Origin of the sequence: Rahnella bruchi, assembly GCF_003614975.1 — a bacterium.
Taxonomy (GTDB): domain Bacteria; phylum Pseudomonadota; class Gammaproteobacteria; order Enterobacterales; family Enterobacteriaceae; genus Rahnella; species Rahnella bruchi.
In genome coordinates this window covers 80,087-101,733 of record NZ_QZWI01000005.1, presented here as the reverse complement: position 1 = coordinate 101,733, position 21,647 = coordinate 80,087, and the positions used below count along the sequence as shown (strand labels likewise).

At 52.0% G+C, this 21,647-nt stretch carries 19 protein-coding genes; 12 read left to right on the top strand and 7 right to left on the bottom strand.

Features of this window, described 5'->3' with window-relative positions:
• Positions 1-108: 108 nt before the first annotated feature.
• Positions 109-867, top strand: a complete 759-nt coding sequence (locus D5398_RS11695; RefSeq protein WP_120507797.1) for an SDR family NAD(P)-dependent oxidoreductase — start codon at positions 109-111, stop codon at positions 865-867.
• Positions 868-870: 3 nt separating this feature from the next.
• Here D5398_RS11695 and D5398_RS11690 read toward each other — a convergent pair whose 3' ends face one another.
• The gene (locus tag D5398_RS11690; RefSeq protein WP_120507796.1) at positions 871-1,617 is read right to left on the bottom strand and encodes a flagellar brake protein; all 747 of its coding nucleotides are present in this window, start codon (positions 1,615-1,617) and stop codon (positions 871-873) included.
• 417 nt (positions 1,618-2,034) lie between these two features.
• Between D5398_RS11690 and D5398_RS11685 the strand changes: the two genes are divergently transcribed.
• The 7 genes from D5398_RS11685 (at position 2,035) to mqo (ending at position 8,791) form a co-directional block, all read left to right on the top strand.
• Positions 2,035-2,235, top strand: a complete 201-nt coding sequence (locus D5398_RS11685) for a hypothetical protein (RefSeq protein ID WP_162940755.1) — start codon at positions 2,035-2,037, stop codon at positions 2,233-2,235.
• A gap of 98 nt (positions 2,236-2,333) precedes the next feature.
• The gene (locus D5398_RS11680; RefSeq protein ID WP_120507794.1) at positions 2,334-2,930 is read left to right on the top strand and encodes a cytochrome b; all 597 of its coding nucleotides are present in this window, start codon (positions 2,334-2,336) and stop codon (positions 2,928-2,930) included.
• A gap of 31 nt (positions 2,931-2,961) precedes the next feature.
• The gene (locus tag D5398_RS11675) at positions 2,962-3,504 is read left to right on the top strand and encodes a tetratricopeptide repeat protein (protein WP_120507793.1); all 543 of its coding nucleotides are present in this window, start codon (positions 2,962-2,964) and stop codon (positions 3,502-3,504) included.
• Between the two features lie 80 nt (positions 3,505-3,584).
• A complete protein-coding gene (locus D5398_RS11670; RefSeq protein ID WP_244216753.1) occupies positions 3,585-4,040 on the top strand; it encodes an RNA polymerase sigma factor in 456 nt (151 codons plus the stop codon).
• Positions 4,037-4,825, top strand: coding sequence for an anti-sigma factor family protein (locus D5398_RS11665; protein WP_120507791.1), 789 nt, complete (start codon positions 4,037-4,039; stop codon positions 4,823-4,825). Before D5398_RS11670 ends, D5398_RS11665 begins: the two co-directional genes overlap by 4 nt.
• Before the next feature lie 288 nt (positions 4,826-5,113).
• Positions 5,114-6,754: a malate:quinone oxidoreductase gene (locus D5398_RS11660; RefSeq protein WP_120507790.1), complete on the top strand. Its 1,641-nt coding sequence runs from the start codon at positions 5,114-5,116 to the stop codon at positions 6,752-6,754.
• A 384-nt stretch (positions 6,755-7,138) separates the two neighbouring features.
• Positions 7,139-8,791, top strand: coding sequence for a malate dehydrogenase (quinone) (gene mqo, locus D5398_RS11650; RefSeq protein WP_120507788.1), 1,653 nt, complete (start codon positions 7,139-7,141; stop codon positions 8,789-8,791).
• Positions 8,792-8,869: 78 nt separating this feature from the next.
• Here the strand turns inward: mqo and D5398_RS11645 are convergent, their stop codons facing one another.
• From D5398_RS11645 to ebgR, 4 genes are all read right to left on the bottom strand, one after another.
• Complete coding sequence (locus D5398_RS11645; protein ID WP_120507787.1) at positions 8,870-10,369, bottom strand: amino acid permease; 1,500 nt, start codon at positions 10,367-10,369, stop codon at positions 8,870-8,872.
• Between the two features lie 51 nt (positions 10,370-10,420).
• Complete coding sequence (locus D5398_RS11640) at positions 10,421-10,873, bottom strand: beta-galactosidase subunit beta (protein ID WP_120507786.1); 453 nt, start codon at positions 10,871-10,873, stop codon at positions 10,421-10,423.
• The gene (ebgA, locus tag D5398_RS11635; protein WP_120507785.1) at positions 10,873-13,929 is read right to left on the bottom strand and encodes a beta-galactosidase subunit alpha; all 3,057 of its coding nucleotides are present in this window, start codon (positions 13,927-13,929) and stop codon (positions 10,873-10,875) included. Before ebgA ends, D5398_RS11640 begins: the two co-directional genes overlap by 1 nt.
• 134 nt (positions 13,930-14,063) lie before the next feature.
• Positions 14,064-15,044 (bottom strand): transcriptional regulator EbgR, encoded by a 981-nt coding sequence (gene ebgR / locus D5398_RS11630; protein WP_208645945.1) that lies wholly within the window; start codon positions 15,042-15,044, stop codon positions 14,064-14,066.
• Positions 15,045-15,256: 212 nt separating this feature from the next.
• Here ebgR and ygjJ point away from each other — a divergent pair, with 212 nt between their 5' ends.
• From ygjJ to D5398_RS11610, 4 genes are all read left to right on the top strand, one after another.
• Positions 15,257-16,339 carry a protein YgjJ gene (ygjJ, locus tag D5398_RS11625; RefSeq protein WP_120507783.1) on the top strand — a complete coding sequence of 361 codons (1,083 nt, stop codon included), beginning with the start codon at positions 15,257-15,259 and terminating at the stop codon, positions 16,337-16,339.
• Positions 16,339-18,720: an alpha-glucosidase gene (gene ygjK, locus D5398_RS11620; protein WP_244216752.1), complete on the top strand. Its 2,382-nt coding sequence runs from the start codon at positions 16,339-16,341 to the stop codon at positions 18,718-18,720. Before ygjJ ends, ygjK begins: the two co-directional genes overlap by 1 nt.
• A gap of 242 nt (positions 18,721-18,962) precedes the next feature.
• The gene (locus D5398_RS11615; protein WP_120507938.1) at positions 18,963-19,220 is read left to right on the top strand and encodes a prevent-host-death protein; all 258 of its coding nucleotides are present in this window, start codon (positions 18,963-18,965) and stop codon (positions 19,218-19,220) included.
• Positions 19,210-19,494: a type II toxin-antitoxin system RelE family toxin gene (locus tag D5398_RS11610; RefSeq protein WP_120507782.1), complete on the top strand. Its 285-nt coding sequence runs from the start codon at positions 19,210-19,212 to the stop codon at positions 19,492-19,494. The genes D5398_RS11615 and D5398_RS11610 overlap by 11 nt, the downstream gene beginning before the upstream one ends.
• Here the strand turns inward: D5398_RS11610 and cytX are convergent.
• Both cytX and D5398_RS11600 read right to left on the bottom strand, forming a co-directional pair.
• The gene (cytX, locus tag D5398_RS11605) at positions 19,491-20,753 is read right to left on the bottom strand and encodes a putative hydroxymethylpyrimidine transporter CytX (RefSeq protein ID WP_120507781.1); all 1,263 of its coding nucleotides are present in this window, start codon (positions 20,751-20,753) and stop codon (positions 19,491-19,493) included. The genes D5398_RS11610 and cytX overlap by 4 nt on opposite strands.
• 107 nt (positions 20,754-20,860) lie before the next feature.
• A complete protein-coding gene (locus D5398_RS11600) occupies positions 20,861-21,517 on the bottom strand; it encodes a Qnr family pentapeptide repeat protein (RefSeq protein WP_120507780.1) in 657 nt (218 codons plus the stop codon).
• Positions 21,518-21,647 lie beyond the last annotated feature (130 nt).

The following is a 21,647-nucleotide window of genomic DNA, read 5'->3' as shown; positions in this document are numbered from 1 at the left end:
TGGTGATGAGACAGTGAAACTCATTATGAACCATTTATCGCTCTGTCGTAATCCAATAGGCTATGTTTCAACCAGTGTCGTAGTGACATAAAGCCAAAGAGGTCTTAAATGAATCGTAAAATCGCTATTGTGACCGGCGGAAGCCGTGGATTAGGTAAGAATGCCATTGAAAAGCTGGCAAAAAATAACGTTGATATCATTTTGACTTACCACAGCCAGGCGCAAGCGGCGCAGGCGGTGGTGCAAACTGTCGAAGCGCTGGGCGGTAAAGCCGTTGCCTTGCAACTGAACGCCGGGGAGTCCGGCAGCTTTGATGCTTTCGTCGCGCAGGTGAAAACCCAGCTGCAACAGGTATGGCAGCGCGATACTTTTGATTTTCTGGTCAACAATGCCGGTGTTGGTCTTCACGAATCTTTTGCAAATACCACCGAAGAGCAGTTTGATCTGATGATGAATGTCCACCTGAAAGGGCCATTCTTCCTGACTCAAAAACTGCTGCCGCTGATAAGCGACGGCGGCCGCATTCTGAACGTCTCCAGCGGACTGGCGCGTTTCGCCCTGCCGGGTTCTTCGGCTTATGCCATCATGAAAGGCGCAGTTGAAGTGCTGACCCGCTATCAGGCAAAAGAGCTAGGTGCGCGCGGCATCACCGTTAACGTACTGGCACCGGGAGCGATTGAAACCGATTTCAGCGGCGGCATGGTGCGTGATAACCCGGAAGTGAACAAAATTGTCTCCGGGAACACGACTCTGGGACGCGCCGGTTTGCCGGACGATATTGGCGGAATGGTGGCGATGATGCTCAGTGATGAAGCAGGCTGGATGACCGCCCAACGTGTGGAAGCTTCAGGCGGTATGTTTATCTAAACCTTAATCGTGCTGGAAACGCTTCGCTTTCATATGCTGCTGTTTTTCCAGCTCGAAAATCGCCCGTTGCAGATCGCGTTCCTGAGCGGGCGATAAATGAGGAAACTTAAAACTCAGCCGCTGAGTGCTGACAGTTTCGCCTTTATTGCTCACCGATTTTCGCGGCATAGCGCCGATATACTGCAAATCGACTTTGAATTTCCCAAGCTCTGCCAGTTCAATCAGGGAATCTTTCAGTACTGCGCCTGAATTGATTTCCGGCGGCGTCATGCCGTCAATCTCCAGCCCCAGCCCGCCAAGAGAAATATCCCTGACACGATAAGCAAAGTCAGTCGTATCCGGTAGTTTTCCACTGCAACGATAATCCGGCAGCCACGGCACATTCACGCGAAAATACTCACGACGCTGAATGGAATATAAAACGGGCGGGATATCACAGGTGAAAGTGGGCAACCCTTCATACGTCACCTGACGAACTTTACTGCATGAGAACTCGACTTTTGCACCGGTAGGCTCCGCCACAAAACTCAGGGATTCTGCTTCCATCGCCAGACCGTTTTCGTAATCTGAGCTGCCCAGATCGAATAAGAACTGATGGTCGTCGGAATTCACATCCAGAATTTTGCTGATAAACTGCCCGCGGGAATGGCTGACCATGACCAGCGTCTGGTTCTTCTTTAAGTCACGCAGAACGGACAAGATTGCCAGCGTGTTCCGCTTCGCAAACGACTCTTTAGATACTTCGCTCACCTGCCACACCTCATAAGAAATAAATGCAAATTGATGGCGCAGCCGTTGACGTATAAGGCGCCCAATACGGTTTATCGGCCACTCAGAACAAAACTTTATTGTGTAATAACGGGTATTTTGATGCTCACAAAGGGACATCAGGGCAAGGGGCACGCCATGCCCGCCGCCTGTCTTTATATATAGGCTATCTTTCAGATTACTGAAGGCCAATTTTCCCGCCGTTATTGATTTTTATTACCCCATTTGCGAATTTCGACAGGAGAGTTATGGATCAGGTTATTAAGTCACTGGACTCGTTATATAAATATCTGTGTGACTTACGCCAGCCTCGGATTTTTCTATTTCATTCTGAGCAGCGACAGCCCGCTGGACCGAAGTCACCCGTCCATAAACGTATTTTGTTTGGAATACTTTGCGGTGTGGTTTCGGCCTATCTCGACCGCGATGTTTGTCTTCGACAACTCTTTCGTCGCCGTCATGATCGCCGCCATCTGTTTTTTCAAACCCTGGAAAGACTACAACATCCGCACTTTTCTCATCGTTATTGCCATCATCGTGGCGGACGGTGCGCTGTATCACTCCAAACAAAATGGCCGCAACAAAACGACCAGTGTCTGATTCTCTTTTCCCCCGCTGAAAAATATTTTCAATTCCACCGAATAGAAACCGGTGTTCAGGTGTTTACCTTATATCGAACACTTACGGACCCCGATTCTATGCAACGATTAACTTCAACTTCCACGCCCTCTCCGGTTCTTCGCAGCCGTTATGACGGTCTGACTATTTTGCTGCACTGGCTGACGGCGCTGGCCGTGATTTTCCTCTTTGCCAGCGCGCATATCTGGGAAGTCCTCGAGCGCGGCACGCCGCTGCGCAAAGGGCTGCAATCGGTACATATCTCGGTCGGGATTTTGCTGGCGGCGATTATCATCGGGCGTCTGCTGTGGCGCCTGTTTACCGTCAGCACCGGTCGCAGCAAACAGCAACTGATCGCCATGCCGGCGCTGATGAAAGCCGCCGCGCATCTGACCCATCTGGCCCTCTATTTATTGCTGGTCGCGCAAATCATTCTGGGCTTTTTATTCCGCTGGTCGCAGGCGGAGCCGTTCTATTTCTTCGGCTTATTCCCCATTCCTGACGTATTCAATTTCGACAGCATCATGACCAGAACCTTCGGCTCACTGCATAACAACGTCGCCTGGGCGCTGATCATTATTGCGGGCGTTCATGCGCTGGCGGCACTTTTCCACCATTACGTTCTCCGCGACGGCATTTTGCGCCGCATGTTACCGGGCAGCGCAGGCCGCCCGTAAGTCATCAGTCAATCCCCTACAGGACATCATCATGAAGACAAAAACGGTAATAAAGGCGCTGTCAGTTGTGTGTCTGGCTGGCAATCTGCTGTGGTTCAGCACAGCGGCTAACGCGATGGGCGACGATTCCGATGCGAAGAAAACACCGGACTGCCCGAAAGGGCAAATCTATGACAGCAAAACCAAAAGCTGCATGGTGGATAAGGGCAGCATGATTTCCGATCAGGATAAAACTCAGTATGCGTACCATCTGGCGAAAACCGGCAGATATCAGGAAGCGCTGACCGTGCTGGATACGCTTAAAGATAAAAACACCAAAGAAGCCTGGAATTACCGCGGTTATGCCACGCGCAAACTCGGGCGTACCGATGAAGGCATCAGCTATTATCAGAAGTCGATTGCGATTGACGCGAATTACGCCAAAGTCCGGGAATATCTCGGCGAGGCTTATATGATTAAAGGGCGTCCGGATCTCGCTAAAGCCCAGCTGGCGACCATCAAAGGCTTATGCGGCACCGGCTGCGAGGAATACCGCGACCTGAGCGCTGCTATCGACGGTCATCCGGAATCCTGAATACGGAGAAACGATAAATCTCACCGGCAGACTTACGTTCTGAACTGAGCCAGTGCCTGTCACGTTTGTGGCGCTACGCGATGGTGTTATCGCGCAAGCACGATGTGGCAGACGATCTGGTGCAATCCACCTGCGTGCGGGCGCTGGAACGCTGCGCGCAGGTGGCTGACAGCACCGGCGTAGATCGCTGGCTCTTTTCGATTTTGCACTCGATATGGGTTAATGAACTCAGGGCGCAGCACGTCCGTCAGGGTCAGGGATTTGTGGATGCCGGGGAAACGGATGCGCCCGCCGATACGCTGTCTTTCGAAGAGCGCCACTGGCATACGCAGGTGATGCAGCGGGTGAACCGTCTGCCGGAAGCCCAGCGCAATGCCGTCTTTCTGGTGTACGTCGAAGGTTTTACCTATCAGGAGGCGGCAATGACGCTGTCAGTGCCTGCGGGCACTATCATGAGCCGTCTGGCGGCTGCACGGCTGACGCTGGCAAAAGACGCCGGTGCCGCCACACAACCGCAGCAGGGAGAGAATAAATGACCCGTGAAATCCCGTCTGCGCCTTATTCCGATGAGACGCTAGTCGCTTATCTCGACAATCAGTTAAGCGAACCGCAGCGCGCAAAACTTGAAGCGCAACTGGCGCAGGATGACGTGCTGTCGCAGCGTCTGGCACAGATGTCGCGCAGCAATTTACCTTTCCACGACGCCTTTGGCGCGATGTTGCAGGAAGCGCCGGTCGGGAAATTACAGGCCGCACTGGATGCTATTCCTGATGTTCCGGCTACCGTTTCGCGCCGTTTCAGTCGTCGCGCACTGCTCGCTGCATCGGTCAGTTTTCTGGCCGTCGGGGTGCTGGCAGGGCGCTATTCCACGCTGTTTGTTTCCGACGATGGCTGGCGTGCCCGCGTGGCGGATTACATGTCGCTGTATACCGCGCAGACGCTGGCGGATGTTTATGATTCCGCCGGACAGCAACAAATCCAGCTCGCTCGGGTGCAGAATGCCTTAGGCATTGCTTTAAACCCTGCGGCGCTGGCGGTGCAGGGCGCGAGCCTGAAAGATGCGCGGATGCTGCATTACGACGATTACGATATCGCGCAAATCACCTATCTCGACCGGAAGTATGGCCCGATGGCGTTATGTATTACGCGCAGCGAACACAACGGGAATACCGCGCAGGAAAGTGAAATCCGCCGGGGAATGAACGTGGTTTACTGGCGTCACGCCGGTTACAACTTCATGCTGATCGGCCACAGCCCGGCGGACGACATGGCCGCGCACGCCGTGGCGTTGCAGGGAAATATCCGGCAGGTAGTTTCGTAACGGAACTAACTTATGTAATTATTTAAAGTATTAAACAATTTTTAATGTACGTAACCACGATGTTAAATTGTTTACGAAATCTCGATAATATGAGTATTCGTTAACATTTATGTGGTTGATTTGTCATTCTGCGCCGCTGTTTCGTTGCTCCCCATTATTGTCCTTTCATACTCTGTGGAAATAATCGCTTATTTCCCGCTCACCGGGTTGTTGATTTCGTTTATCCAGGGAATTTTGGATAGCTTTCACCTGCAAAACTAAAACTAAACATTCAGAGAAACAGACGTCATGAGAAAGATACTTGCCATGATCCTCTGCCTTAACGTGGTGGCCTTCAGCCAGTCCGCGCGGGCAGAAGATGAAAAGCCCGTTGATGTGTTACTGATCGGCGGCGGCATTATGAGCGCGACGCTGGGGACATACCTTCAGGAATTAGAACCAGACTGGTCAATCGACATGGTTGAGCGCCTTGACGGCGTGGCGCTGGAAAGCTCCAATGGCTGGAACAACGCCGGTACCGGCCACTCTGCGCTGGCAGAAATGAACTACACGCCGGAAAAAGCCGACGGCAATATTGATATCTCCAAAGCGGTCGAAATCAACGAGTCCTTCCAGATTTCCCGTCAGTTCTGGACTTATCAGGTTGAGAACGGTGTGCTGCACAATCCGCGCTCCTTCATCAACAGCACGCCGCACATGAGTTTTGTGTGGGGCGATGACAACATCAATTTCCTGCGTAAACGTTTTGCGGCGCTTCAACAAAGCACGCTGTTTCGCGGCATGGAATATTCAGAAGATCCGGCACAAATTAAACAGTGGATCCCGCTGGTGATGGAAGGGCGCGACCCGGCGCAGAAAGTTGCCGCGACCCGTATTCCGATCGGTACCGACGTGAACTTCGGCGAAATTACCCGCCAGCTGGTGGCATCTTTGCAGAAGAAGCCTGGCTTCTCGCTGAGCCTCGGCCATGAAGTCCGTGACATTAAACGTAATCCGGATAACACCTGGAATGTGACTGTCGCTGACCTGAAGAACGGCAGCAAAGAAAGTGTCATCAAAGCGAAATTCGTGTTCATCGGCGCAGGCGGCGCATCCCTGACGTTGCTGCAAAAATCCGGTATTCCGGAAGCGGATAACTACGGTGGCTTCCCGGTGGGCGGCGAATTCCTGGTGACTGAGAATCCGGACGTGGTGAAACGCCATCTGGCAAAAGTGTACGGTAAAGCGTCTGTCGGCTCGCCGCCGATGTCCGTTCCGCACCTCGACACCCGTATTCTGGATGGCAAGCAGGTTCTGCTGTTCGGGCCGTTCGCGACCTTCTCCAGCAAATTCCTGAAAAACGGTTCTCTGTGGGATCTGTTCGGCAGCGTGAATTTCTCCAACATCATGCCGATGACCCACGTGGGTATCGACAACTTTGATCTGGTGAAATATCTGGTCAGCCAGGTAATGTTGTCTGACGACGACCGTTTCGATGCGTTACGTGAATACTTCCCTGATGCGAAGAAAGAAGACTGGCGTCTGTGGGAAGCGGGCCAGCGCGTGCAGATCATCAAAAAAGATGAGAAAGAAGGCGGCGTTCTGCGCCTCGGCACCGAAGTGGTGAGTTCGAAAGATGGCAGCATTACTGCGCTGCTTGGGGCTTCTCCGGGGGCTTCCACCGCGGCACCTATCATGCTGCACCTGATGGAAAAAGTGTTTAAAGACAAAGTCGCGACACCAGAATGGCAGGCCAAACTGAAGGAAATCATCCCTTCTTACGGCACCGAACTGAACGGCAACGTGGCCGCGACCGAGAAAGAGCTGGGCGATACCAGCCGCGTTCTGATGCTCGATAACCCGCAGCCAAAAGCGGCACAACCGGCTCCGGCAGCAGATGCTTCTGCACCGAAGAAAGAACAAAAAGTGGTGGCTGACGTCGCGCTTTAAGCCGTATCGTCATTTCATCCTTCAAAGGCGCGGGTAACCGCGCCTTTTTCACATGCCACTTTCGCTTTAAAATGCGATTTAGCACGAATAGCTCGTTGTTTGTACGCCCCAAAGCGCTCCTCAACTACTTCCCGAAACCCTTCAAACCCAGATATGACGCGGCCTGAACTGTTTTCCTCTCTTCCGTTTGCCTGTTTTTTTGAAAGGTTAAATCCTTTTTTAAATTATGTAGTGATAATGTTATATTCGTAGCCAGTAGTTTAAAAAATGAAGTTTCAGTAACGATCCCACGTGTTTTTTTGCTAATTTCTTGTTCGACAACCATAACAATATTCTTAAACGAATCGCCAAAAACAGAACTGAACATTTAGAGAAACAGACGTCATGAGAAAGATACTTGGTATGCTTCTCAACCGTGACTCACTGGGTGCCAGCGAGCTTGCGGCCGCAGAAGACGAAAAATCCGTTGATGTATTGCTGGTCGGCGGCGGAATTATGAGTGCTACCCTGGGGACCTATCTCCAGGAACTCGAACCGGACTGGTCAGTCCATATGATTGAACGCATGGACGGCGTGGCGCAGGAAAGCTCCAACGGCTGGAATAATGCCGGTACCGGCCATTCCGCACTGGCAGAAATGAACTATACCCCGCTGATGCCCGACGGTTCTGTCGATATCACCAAAGCGGTGGCGATCAACGAAGCCTTCCAGGTTTCCCGTCAGTTTATGGCGTATCAGGTTCAGAAAGGCGTGCTGAATAATCCGCGCTCGTTCATTAACAGCGTGCCGCACATGAGCTTTGTCTGGGGCGATGACAACATCGATTTCCTGCGCAAACGCTTCGCTGCGTTGCAGGAAAGTACCCTTTTCCGCGGGATGGAATATTCAGAAGACCCGGAACAAATCAAACAGTGGATCCCGGCAGTTATGGAAGGCCGTGATCCGGCGCAAAAAGTGGCCGCGACCCGCACCACTGCAGGCACCGACGTGAACTTCGGCGAAGTCACCCGCCAGCTGGTTGAGGCGTTGCAGAAAAAATCCAATTTCAAGCTGGCAAACGGTCAGGAAGTGCGCGACATCCAGCGCAACCCGGATAAAAGCTGGCGCGTGACGATTACCGATCTCAAACACAGTCACAAGCACCATGTCGTGAATGCAAAATTTGTGTTCATCGGCGCGGGCGGCGCTTCACTGACGCTGCTGCAAAAATCCGGCATTCCAGAAGCACGTGAATATGGCGGTTTCCCGGTCGGCGGCGAGTTCCTGGTGACTGAAAATCAGGATGTGGTGAAACGCCATCTGGCGAAGGTTTACGGCAAAGCTGCCGTGGGCGCGCCACCGATGTCCGTTCCGCATCTCGACACCCGTATCATTGACGGTAAACAGGTTCTGTTGTTCGGGCCGTTCGCCACTTTCTCCAGCAAGTTTCTGAAAAATGGCTCTTTGTGGGATTTGTTCGGCAGTGTGAACAGTTCCAACCTGTTACCGATGACCCGCGTGGGTATGGGCAACTTCGATCTGGTGAAATATCTGGTCGGGCAGGTCATGCTCAGTGATGAAGACCGTCATGCCGCGCTGAAGGAGTTCTTCCCGCAAGCCGAGCAGAAAGACTGGAAACGCTGGGTGGCGGGACAGCGCGTGCAGGTCATCAAAAAAGATGGCAAGCACGGCGGCGTATTGCGTCTCGGCACCGAAGTCGTCAGCGCGAAAGACGGCAGTATTGCCGCCTTGCTGGGGGCGTCACCGGGTGCCTCTACCGCAGCGCCTATCATGATGAAACTGCTGGAAACCGTCTTTAAAGAGAAAGCCGCCAGTGCCGAATGGCAGGCCAAATTCCGGGAAATCATCCCGTCTTATGGCACCAAACTGAATGGTAATATCGAAGCGACCGAGAAAGAGCTGTTGGAAACCAGCCGTATTCTGCAACTGGAAACGCCGTCGATGATCACAACGCCGGTAGCCGAAGTGGTTCAGTTGCGACCACTCGACGTTCAGGCGAAGCAAGAACCGAAACAGCCTGCGGACATCGCGCTGTAAGTTATTGAGCAGAAAAACTAAAACCGCCTTGTGAGGCGGTTTTTTTATGTCTTTATTTTATCTTCATACGCCGGAGTGTTACGCCCCGTAAAGCGATTTCGCTATCTTCTCTTTTTTCACCCTTGCCGTTTCATTCTGCGATTCCAGCACAATTCTCGCCAGTGGCGTGTCCTCGTGATAACGGGTTTTATCGTCCAGACCTTTAGAATATTTATTGTATTTCCACCAGGCATAGCCGAGGAACAACACCAGGCCGCCGACGTTATAAAATACAATCGTAATAATACTGGCGCCGGTGGGGAAGGTAGAGGCGATGAACCCGACGGTGAAAATCACGATCAGCGTACTGACGATAGTGATCCCCTGCATTCTGGAACCCATCTTAAAATCGCGCTCGACGCTGTCGTATTTCAGACGAAGATTCAGGTACGCCAGCATAATAAACAGCGGCGGCAGCATCGATGCGGCGGCGGTCATGTTAATCAGCGTATTCATTAAATCCTGCACGCTGTCGGAGCCCAGTGTGGGAATTAACATCAGCGGGATAACAATAAGAAATTGGATCCAGGCCGCGCGTGTCGGGACGCCATGTTTATTCAGGCGAATGGTTTTCTCGCCAAAAATCCCCTTAGGAATTTCAGTAAAGAAGATTTTCACCGGTGCGGCTGTCCACATCAGCAATGAGCCAAACATCGCGGTAAACGAAATAACGCCGACAAAACGGTTCATCAGCACTGCCGGTAATCCAAAGTGCGCGGATAAACCTTCAAATACCTGCACTGTGCCGCCGGTAAAATGCAGCGCGGATTGCGCCACAAACACGTTAATCAGCAGCGAGGCGATGGAATACAACACGCCGATCACCAGGCCGGAAATAATGATGACTTTTACGAAGGCGCGGCTGCCGCCTTTAACGTCATTCACGTACACCGCCACAGATTCCGCGCCGCCCGCGGCCTGAAATATCCACGCAATAATACCTAAAAATGCCCAGTTAAAATGCGGCGTCATTGCCTGAACGTTAATCGGGTCCGCCGGTTCCACGCCGCCCATCAGCGCCGCGCCCGCCAGCACGATATAAGAGAACGTCAGCAGCAGCATTAATGTCGATGTGACCGAGGTCATTGGCCCGAGTAATTTCGCACCGCTGTTGGAAATCATCGTGGAAAAGGCAAACAGGCAGATGCTGATAATGGCGGTCGTGAAGGGCGTGAAAATATAATCGTGCCCTAAGAAGGCATAAGACGCATACGCGATAACGCGGGGAAGCAGGGCCGTGAAGAAAAACAAATTCACGAACCAGTACGTGTAGGCAGTCATAAATGCCCAGCGGCCGCCGAGGGCACTTTTCACCCAGGCATAAACACCGGCTTCCGAGTTTTTATTTAACGAGACAAATTCGGCGATGATCAGACAAAACGGAATAAAGTAAATGAGGGTCGCCACCAGAAATACCGGTGCGGAGGCGATGCCTAACTGGATGTTATTGTTGATGACATTATTGAAGCTAAACACGGCGGCAAATGTCATGGATAACAATCCAAATTTGCCTATGGTATTTCGACTGGACCCGGCCATAAATACTCTCCAACTGCGATGTTTGTAGGGTAAGTGGTTCTTATTTTTTTATTATTTATTAACGAAATAACTCTCTTCGACAGTCACTTTTAAGATGACTTTCCTGAGGTCTTTTTCCGGCCTGAACCGGCAGGCTTCGTGGTTTTCAAAAATGATCACGCGGCCCTTATTCACCTTTACCGTTTCACCCTGACCGGTAAAAAACTCGCGATCGGTTTCATCGTCATAAGGTGTCACGCAGTGCAGGGCAGATTTCGCGGAAAACTCAATTTCTTCTGCGCCTTCAAGGTAATAATGCACATCGAAATAACGGCGGTGACCTTCGAATTCCGCCCGTTGTTTTTCGCTGCCGCTGACGAGCCGGTAAACCAGCGAATCGCCAACAGAATGGAAAACGCCGGGGCGAATATTTTCCAGGTTATTAATGGCTTCCATGCAGCGCTGCCATTTTTTTCCACTGCGGTACAGCCGCTGAAATTCAGTTAAAGAATCGAGAATAATCATCAGTTTTCCTCCCTGGGATGAAAGGTGAATTCCGCAAGATGCTGGCTGTCCGTGTCTTTCTGGCTGAAGGGCACTATCGTGAAGCCGTAGCTGAACGCCGAGAAATACACGCGATAAGAATCGAGCACTTCAGAACCCCAGGAATTGGAGCCCAGACCGGAAATTTTGTGGTCGAGATTGAGCGTCAGGCAGGTGTCCGGCGTCAGTTCATCAATATGCTGCGCCTGTTGCAGCATCTGCGAGCTGTAAGGCCACAGGCTGAAATTGAGCGGCTGGCGTGGCTGAATGAAAATCCCTTTTCCCGCGTCATCGCGAAGACTCAGCCAGCGGATGTCCTGCCGGTTGCCGTTGTCCTGCGGCATCGGATAGTTTTCAAATAAATGGCTCACCGGCTGCTGATAATGTCCGATGAGATTGGCCTGACAGCTGTCCTGATAGTTTTCATCCGGCCCGCGACCGTAATATTCCACCTGCGTGAAACGACGGCTGATGCCAAAATCGAGGCCGATTTTCGGGATAATAGAATCGAAATTACCGTAAGGCGTGCCGGATAAATCGAGGCTCACCACACCCTGAGGCGATATCCGCCAGCGATAAGTGCAGCGCATACCGAAATCGAAAACAGGTGGTGCAATGATGCTCTGCACTTCAATCACCACATCGTCCTGCTGCCACTCCCAGTGCATCTGCCGGAAATGCTGTTGCATGATATGCAAATGATTCGGCTGCCAGAGGCCTTCAAATTCCTGTTTATGGTTGTCGATGACCGGCTTAAAGAAATTGAGTTTCGGCGCGCGGCCTACAATCTCTTCGTCATCTGTTTGCCAGCTTTTCAGTTCGCCATCCAGACGTGAAAATTCCAGTCTGAAGCCATCGCCGCTGACGATAAGCTGATGTTTTTGCTCATCACATGCCAGCGTTGCGGCTTTTTGTGGCGCAGGTTTTGCCGGGAAGGATTCGGCTGCCTGCAACAGCATCTGGTAATGACCGAGAGGATGCTGCGCTTCACTGTAGGCCGTCGGGCTGTTTTTCCGGATGTCGACATTAAGGAAGATTTCCTGCTCGCTGGCGGCAAACTCAGGCAATTTAAGTGTTTCGCATTCGCCGGGTTGCAGGTGCGGCAGGAAAATTTCTCGGGTTTCCAGACAGCTTCCTGCAACCTGAACGGTCAGCGACAATGTGATGTCTTCCAGCGAACTGAACCAGTAACGGTTTCTGATGCGCAGCGCATCGCCGCTAAGACTGACCTCTACCGGGCACAGCACTTGTTTATATTCCCGCAGGCCAGGGCCGGGCGTCTGATCGGGGTAAATCAGTCCGTCCATGCAGAAGTTGTAGTTGTTCGGGTAATCGCCGTAATCCCCGCCATAGGTATAACGCGTCTGACCGTTTTCACCGGTTTCCAGCAATCCGTGATCGCACCATTCCCAGATGTAATGCCCCTGAAGGCTGTCATGGCGATTCAAAACGGCCTGATATTCGGCTAATCCGCCGGGTCCGTTGCCCATTGCATGAGCGTATTCGCAGATGATGCGCGGTTTGGCGTGCGGGTATTCGCCGAACGCATTCATCATTTGTACGCGGGAATACATGGTGCTGATGATATCGGTCACTTCGGCATCGCGGTCTTCTTCGTAGTGAATCAGACGTGTCGGATCGAGCGCTTTACAACGTTTCGCCATTGCGCGGATGTTGCAGCCATATCCGGATTCGTTGCCGAGCGACCACATAATGATCGACGGATGATTTTTTTGCGCCATCACATGACGCTCAATACGCTCCACATAGGCATGTTCCCAGCGCGGATCGTCGGTGATGCGGCTCAGATCGCCGACGTTGGCGAAACCGTGACTTTCAAGATCCGTTTCAGCCATCACGAATAAACCGTAAATATCGCACAACGCGTAAAAGCGAGGATCGTTGGGGTAATGTGCGGTACGTACCGAGTTAATGTTGTGTTGTTTCATCAGGATGATATCCCGCTCAACCCGCGCCATATCGACCGCGCGCCCTTTGCGATGATCATGGTCGTGGCGGTTGACGCCGTGCAGCTTGAGATAACGACCATTGACGAAAAAAAGCCCGTCGCGCACGCAAATATCGCGAAAACCTACGCGCTGCGGCACGACGGAAATCGCCTGCCCCGCGTCGTCATACAGCGTCAGCAGTAGCTGATATAACTCAGGATGTTCGGCATTCCACTGGCGTGGATGACTGACCGGAATTTGCAGGCGGCAGCGCGTTTCATCGTCGATATTCAGGTTATCCACCGATAACTCCGCCACACAGGCGGTATCGTCGAACAACTGCGCGCTCAGGCGGTAGCCGCTGACTGGCTCCCGAGTATTAGCCAATACGGCATCGATGCTCAGCACGGCGTCGCAGTAGTTTTCATCAAAGGTGGTGACCACGGTGAAATCATTGAGATGAACAGGATTTTGGCCGGTCAGATAAACATCGCGGAAAATCCCGGCCATCCACCACATATCCTGATCTTCGATATAAGTCGAATCCGCCCACTGTAAAACGCGCACCGACAGCAAGTTTTCACCCGTCTTCACGCAGGCGCTGATATCGAACTCTGCGCACAGGCGGCTGCCTTTGCTGAATCCGACATATTGCCCGTTCACATAGACTTCGAAATAGGTTTCCACGCCGTCAAATTTGATCAGCGTTTGTTTGCCAGCCCAGGCTGCATCGAGAGTAAAACGCTGCTGATAAGCACCGGTCGGGTTATTGGTCGGAACGTAAGGGATGTCGATCGGGAAGGGGAAACCTTCGTCGGTGTATTGCAGCTGGCCGTGGCCATGCATCTGCCACATGCCGGGAACGGTGATGTTGCCCCATTCGGTCATCGGCTGACGGTAGAATTCTTCCGGCACTAACGCCGGATGCTCAAAGAAGCGGAACTGCCAGCTGCCGCTGAGCAACTGAAAGTACTGGCTGGCGGCGCGGTCAAAACGCAGCGCCTCCTGTGGATTTTCATAGCTGAAAAAGGAGGCGCGTGGCGGTAAACGGTTTTCTGACTGCTTCTCGATATTTTCCCAATTATTCACGTGATCTCTCCTGAGACGTGTTTCTATGGGAGAGAAGATAGTAAATATTTAGTAAAAATAACTAAAAAGTTTTACTGATTGTCTGAGAGATCACAAAAAATAAAAAATCTGTTCGGCGATCATGCAGTTAAATTTTACCGGCGGGTGGTGTCCCGCAGCTGCAACGATCCCGGCACAAATACCGACAACGGCACGGTGCGTTCATCGCGCAGACGTTCGGTCAGCAGGTTAACTGCCTGAGCGCCCATGGTTTCAGAATGGATGCGAACTGTTGATAAAGAAGGGAAGACAAAGCGGGCTGTCGGAATGTCGTTGACGCTGATCAGCGCGATTTGTTCGGGGATTTTAACGCCATGTTCCAGCAGCGCGCGGGTCACGCCCAGCGCAATGGTATCGGTGGCAATCAGCAACGCCGGAGGATAGGGCGCATTTTGCTGCAACATTTTCTTCGCACACTGATAGCCGGACTGGCTGGTGAAATTGCCGTACCAGATATCGTCTGGCTGGACGACGTTTTTCAGACGGCCATATTCCACAAAGGCCTGTTCGCGCTGATCCGGGAATTCAGGATGATCGCGACCGCCGATAAAGCCGATCCGGGAATATCCCTGGCCGATAAAGAAGTCGATGACCTTCTGGCTGATCTTAAATAAATCTACGTTAACGCAGTCAGACTGCGGGTCTTCCATCACGCCATCAATGAAAACAACCGGTATGGGTTGTTGCGCGAGCTGTGTATGCAGCGCGGCCTGAGGTTGGCCGATAACCAGAAAACCGTCGGCAGAAGGCAGTGCCTTTTCGCCGGTAAAATCGTAACCCGAAATCAGGGTGACACCCTGTTTTTCGCATTGTGTTTCAATGCCATAGCGCATGGAAAGATAGTAAGGATCGTCAATTTCCAGCCCCTGCCGGTAAGTGAACAATGCAGCAAACGTCATGCGTTGCGTGGCATTGCGCCGGGAGGGAGAAACTTTATATTCCAGGCGTTCTGCCGCTTCTAAAATCTTCTGGCGGGTCTGCGCTTTCACGCTCAGGCTCGGATCGTCATTGAGCACACGTGAAACCGTCGCAACGGATACGTTCGCGGCCTCAGCGATTTCCTTCAAAGTAGCCATCAGCGTCTCATAATCAGGTAAACCAAAGCCGTAGCTTAATGTGATCAGCGCCTTATGTACACCGCTCACCCGCCCGCCAGCCCGTAAAAACTCACTGTGACAGAGTTAACGCTTTACCTAATTTTAAGTATATTTTAGTAAAATATTTACTAGTATGCGTTTTACTTCTGCTTTTCCTATTCATAATAATCAAAACAGTGAAGCGCATACCGATGAAGAACACATCACTCAACAAAATATTATTACCTTCATTATTATTCTTATCAATGAATTTGCTGGCGCAAGAGCCGGTAGTTCCTGCCGAACATAATGATTTATCGCCGCCGGAAATAACCCCGGCCAGCCACGATGCTACCGCCTATCGTTTTTATGGTGAAATGGGTGGCGGTGGCAGCGTGTATTTAAACGGCAAAGATCAGCATAAATACAGCGACGGAACATATATCGAGGGCGGCCTGGAAATAAAGCACGGCAACTGGTTCGGGCTTATTTACGGCGAAGGCTGGACGGTGCAGGCCGATCATCAGGGAAATGCCTGGGTACCCGATCATGGCTGGGGCGGATTCGAAGGCGGGCTGAACCGTTTTTACGGCGGTTACCGTACTGATCAGGGCACTGAGTTTATCCTGAGTATGCGCAATGATTCTTCGCTGGATGACCTGCAATGGTGGGGCGATTTTACACCGGAATATGGCTACGTTATTCCTAATACCCGCGATTTAACCCAGGCCGTAAAGGTGCAGAACCTGACCGGTAAGTTTCGCTACAGCGTGACCGCCGCGCCGCAGAGCCGCGTTAATGAAAGCACCGCATTACTTCATTTCGGGAAATATGACCGCTATTCAGATAAATATACGTATCAGGCAATGGTCAATGGCTATACGCAATATGATTTGGCGGAGGGGCTGACGTTGCTTAACGGTCTGGAACTCACCGATGGCACCGGGCAATTGTTCCTCGCAGGTTTACAGGGCAAAAATCTGGCAGGACGCGTCTGGCATCACACCGGCAAAGGGGACAGCAGCCATTCTGGCCACGAGTCAGGAATGATGGTCAGCGCGATGGTGGAAGCGACCACCGGTCTGTATTTATCGACTGCCTACAGTTACGCCGAACATTCGCGTGATAATACTTTCGACACGACCACCTCTTACGCACAGGCCGGTATCTGGTACGAATATTACGGCGGCCGTTTCGCAACGGCATTAGACAGCAAATTCTATATGAGCAATGACAATACCGGTGCCAGCAATTCGGTATTTCTTATGCAATATTTTTATTGGGGTAAATCATAATGAAACATAGTAACCAGCGTCGGCCGCTCAGTTTACTTATCTGTGCTGCTTTATTTATTTCCGGTCATGCACTGGCAGAAACAGCCAATACTTTGCGGGCGGACTCTTTTAAAAACGTCATTAACCGCACCGGTGCGCCGCAATATATGCTCGATTATGATTTCGACGAGCATCAGCGTTTTAATCCTTTATTTGATGACGGTGCCTGGCACGGTCATTTACTTCCGGCAGGTCCTGAAGGCATGGGCGGATTTCCTGGCCCGGCGCTGCTGACCGAAGAGTATATCAATTTTATGGCCGATAATTTCGACCGGCTTACTGTGTATAAAGCAGGGCAAAAAGTCGCGCTGAGCATGAACGCTTACAGCATTCCCGGCGCGCTCATTCAAACGCTGACCGCGCCGGGTATCCGCATCGACATGACGCTTCGTTTTGTGACTTCACGGACTTCGCTGCTGGAAACGAAGATCACCACCGATTCTCCGCTTGAACTGGTCTGGGACGGTGAACTGCTGGAAAAACTCCGCGCTCAGGAAGGGAAACCGCCATCGGATAAAACCATCGAACAGGAATATCCGGGGTATACGCGCCAGATCCTGCCGGTCGCTGATGGCCTGCGAGTGACTTTCGGCAAAGTTCGTGAGGCATCCAGCCTGATGACGTCCGGTGAGTCCGAATATCAGATCCACAAATCCCTGCCGATGCAGACCGAAATCAAGGGGCATCGGTTCACCGGCAAAGCCAAAATCGCCGGTTCTACCACGATTTACACCACCTATTCGCATCTGCTGACCACCGCTGAGGTTAATAAAGAGCTGCCGAAAATCCAGGATATTCTGGCGCATCCGCAGCCCTATCTGGACGCCTCGCAAAAGCGCTGGGAAGGCTATCTGAATGCCGGTCTGACTAACCCGAAAGCGACGAAAGATCAGGAACGCGTGGCGGTGAAAGCTATCGAAACATTAACCGGAAACTGGCGCGGTGCGGCGGGTGCGATGAAGTTTGATTCAGTCACGCCTTCGGTGACCGGTCGCTGGTTCTCCGGTAATCAGACCTGGCCGTGGGACACCTGGAAACAGGCGTATGCGATGGCGCATTTCAATCCCGACGTGGCGAAAAACAATATCCGCGCCGTTTTTGCCTTTCAGATCCAGCCCGGTGATGCCGTTCGTCCGTGGGATGCCGGTTTTGTGCCGGACCTGATTGCCTATAATCCGAGCCCAGAACGTGGCGGCGACGGCACCAACTGGAATGAACGCAACACAAAACCGAGTCTGGCCGCATGGTCGGTGATGGAAATCTACAAAACGACCGGCGATAAACAATGGCTGACTGAAATGTATCCGAAACTGGTCGCTTATCACGACTGGTGGCTGCGCAACCGTGACCACAACCATAATGGCGTGCCGGAATATGGTGCAACGCGTGATAAAGCGCATAACACTGTTGATGGCAAAATGCTGTTTACCGTCAGGGAAGGACAGAAAGAACAGAACGAATCCGGGCTGAAAAACTACGACCGCGTGGTGAAATCCGGTCATTACGACAGCATCGAAATTCCGGCGCAGGTGGCGGCTTCCTGGGAATCTGGGCGCGATGATGCGGCGGCCTTTGGATTTATCGACGCCGATCAGCTGGCGAAATACATTAAAAATGGCGGTAAAAAACAGGACTGGCAGGTTAAATTCGCTGAAAACCGATCCGCAGATGGCACGTTGCTGGGGTATTCGCTGTTACAGGAGTCCGTCGATGAAGCCAGCTATATGTACAGCGATAATAAATACATGGCTGAAATCGCCGACATTCTTGGCAAGAAAACTGAAGCCGCAGATTTTCGTGAGAAAGCGGTCAGACTGGCGGGATACATCAACACCTGCATGTTCGATAGCCGCAGCGGTTTCTTTTATGACATCCGAATTGAAGAAAAACCGCTGGCCAATGGCTGCGCGGGTAAACCGATTACCGAGCGCGGCAAAGGTCCTGAAGGCTGGTCACCGTTATTTAATGGCGCAGCGACTCAGGCGCATGCCGACGCCGTCGTGAAAGTGATGAAAGATGCGCGCGAATTCAACACCTATGTGCCGCTCGGTACCGCCGCTCTGACTAATCCCGCGTTCGGCGCAGATATCTACTGGCGCGGGCGCGTTTGGGTTGACCAGCTGTATTTCGGGCTTAAGGGCATGGAGCAATACGGCTACCGTGAAGACGCCGTAAAAATGGCGCAAGCCTTCTTTGAGCACGCTGATGGTCTGGTTTCTGATGCGCCTATCCGGGAAAACTACAATCCGCTAAATGGTCAGCAACAGGGCGCACCCAACTTCTCCTGGAGTGCAGCGCATCTTTACATGCTGTACAACGATTTTTTCGGGCAGGGGAAATGAGGGAGTAGGGGCGAATTTCAGGTACAAAAACAAGCGATCTGGAAGGCATCTTCCAGATCGCGAAAAGTATTATCAGAATATGTGGATCCAACCTCCCGCCAGGCGAATGATTGGTGCCATTATACATTTCAGGGAGAATGGCGAGATACATGGAAAGCGTAAATATCATACAAACTGGAGATTCAGATGGTATGATTTATGATACTAAATTTAGTATTTTAAATCTTACCAAAGAGGTCTCTATGCCAGTCCAATCTGTTTATGCTAATGCTGCCGTAAGCATCAGTGACTTTAAAAAATCGCCGAATGCCGTATTGAAAGAATCCAACGGGCAGCCAGTTGCCGTACTCACTAATGGCAAGATTTCCGGCTATTACGTCTCAGCCGAAACATGGGAAATGCTTTCTGAATACTTAGAAGATATGGAACTGGGGGAAATAGCCCGCTCACGGATGAACGGTAAAAGTAAACGTATCAGGGTTAAACTTGATGATCTATAGCCTGGAGTTTGATTCACGGGCACTGAAAGAATTTCAGAAAATAGGTGAGCCTGTAAAACGCCAGTTCAAAAAGAAACCGGCTGAGGTCTTAGAGCAACCGCATATTCCCGCTAACCGTCTGCGCGGATTGCCTGACTGCTATAAGATAAAGTTGCGCGCTTCAGGTTACCGGCTGGTGTATCAGGTTATAGATGAGCAGATTGTAGTTTTGGTCTTGTCCGTTGGAAAGCGTGAGCGGTCCAAGGTTTATCAGACCGCTAAGCTTCGCCTTTAACGACTGCTGTTTCCCCGCCCTAATCCCCAGCACATCAGCCCTGCCACCAGCAGCGACGGAATCGTTGCGCCCACGTCAGGCAGCAGATTTGCCATCAGATGATAGACCGCGATACCGATAAACCAGGCCGCGACGGAACGCAGATTCAGGTTCTCGGTGGTCTGACGGCGCAGTACAAAATGATGCGTCAGCACCACGCCGAACAGCGGCGCAAATACTGAACCAATCAGCAACAGGAAGTTTTCGTATTGCGTCAGCGGAACCGACCAGGCAATCAGCGTACACAGCAGACCTATGGCCAGCGTCAGCTTACCCACGCTGACCGGCACAGATGTACCCGCGGAAACCGCCGCCGAGTGGATATCCGCAAAGGCATTTTCGTGTTCATCCACCAGGATCAGCAGCAGCGGAATACCCAGCGCAACGCCTGAGAGCGCCAGCAGCAGCGCATTAGCATCGGTCGATGTGCTGACAAAAGCCAGCGTATACGCCACTCCGAGAGACATCATCCACACGCTGCCGAGGAAATATCCGCAGGCAGTTCCCCAGAAATTCTGCCGCGCAGATTTGCCGAAACGGGTGTAATCCGACACCAGCGGCAGCCACGAAAACGCCATCGACACCACGATATCGCAGGCCAGCGCGAACGGCATCGAACCGTCTCCGGCCTTATGCCACAGCGTCGATAAATCCGCATGCAGAAACAGATAACCGGTCAGCCACGCACAACTCGCCAGTAACAGCCAGATACCCCAGCGGCGCAGCACTACGCGGATAAACGCCAGTGGTCCGCTGGCCGCCAGAAGGGTCGCAACGATGCCGAAAATAAACGTCCAGAGCGTCGGATTCGCCCAAAAACTGCCGTCGCCCCAGGCCCGTTTCGCCAGCAAACTGGCCGCATCGCGCATCACCACAATTTCGAACGCGCCCCAGCCAATCAGCTGGATCAGATTGAAAAGCACCGGCAATGCTACGCCGCGTTTACCGAGGCTCAGCTTCAGCGATGCCATTGATGACATGCCTGTCTGCCCGCCGATCACTCCGACCAACGCCAATAGCGCAACGCCGACGGCAGATCCCAGCACAACCGCCGCCAGCGAGCCCGCCAGTCCCAGGCCGGGTGCCAGAATCGCACCGGCCTGAAGCACCATCAGACCCATGCCGAGCGAAAACCATAGTGAGAATAAATCAGACCAGCCAAGGACCCGCGACTGTTGCGGAACAGACGCCTGAGGAGAGTAAATACTATTATCTTTCATGAGGTTAATTTAGTGGCTACAGCGAACCTTTGTTATAGCATAATGCGGAGAGTTTCTGATGACGGGCGAGGGAGAAGCGCACTTTTCGGTTTTCACCTCACCTCCCTTCATTTCGAATGAATCACAATCATCCCCAGTTTTTCCAGCAAATGGCTTTGCTGCCAGTCGTCGATTTTCACACCATCGAGATCGACTTTGCGGATATTCAGCTCGCCCAGATCGGAGTTCGTCAGGTCGCAATGGGTGATGTTGACGTTATTCCAGTCGAATTCGGTGAATTCGCCGCCGGAAAGGTCGGAGCCGCTGAAGTTTGCGCCCTGCGCATTCGCGCCGGTCCAGCGGTTTTCCCACAGCTCGCATTTTTCCAGAATGACTTTGCTGAAGTTCGCGTAGCTGAAATTATTTTTGGTCATGAACGCGCTGCAAAACCAGGTGCGTGAGGTGATCATATTCATAAAACTCGCGCCGCTGAAATCTGCGCCGGTGGCTTTGCATTCGCGGATTTCACAGCCCAGCGCCTGAGCGTTTTTGAAATCCGCCATCGTCATGTCGCAACGTTTAAAACTGGCATCCTGCAATTTTGCATGCTGGAAAGAGCAGCCTTTTTGGTCTTCATCATCGTAAAACAGACAATCGACGAACGCCGTTTCTGACAGATCGGCGCTGTCGAAACGGCAGCGGTAAAAGCGACAATTCTCCAGCGTTTCACCGGTAAATTGCTTCATGCTAAAACGCTGGTCGCTGAAAGTCTGGTCTTTGATCATCGGATCCTCTGTCTTCTTTTATGCCCTGCTAAGGCCGGTATCCTGACAGAAATCTTTTATCGAAAATATGGAATCCGCTTCGTAATAACACGATTTACCTACGTTTGCCTTTTGCCGGATCGGTAAGTGA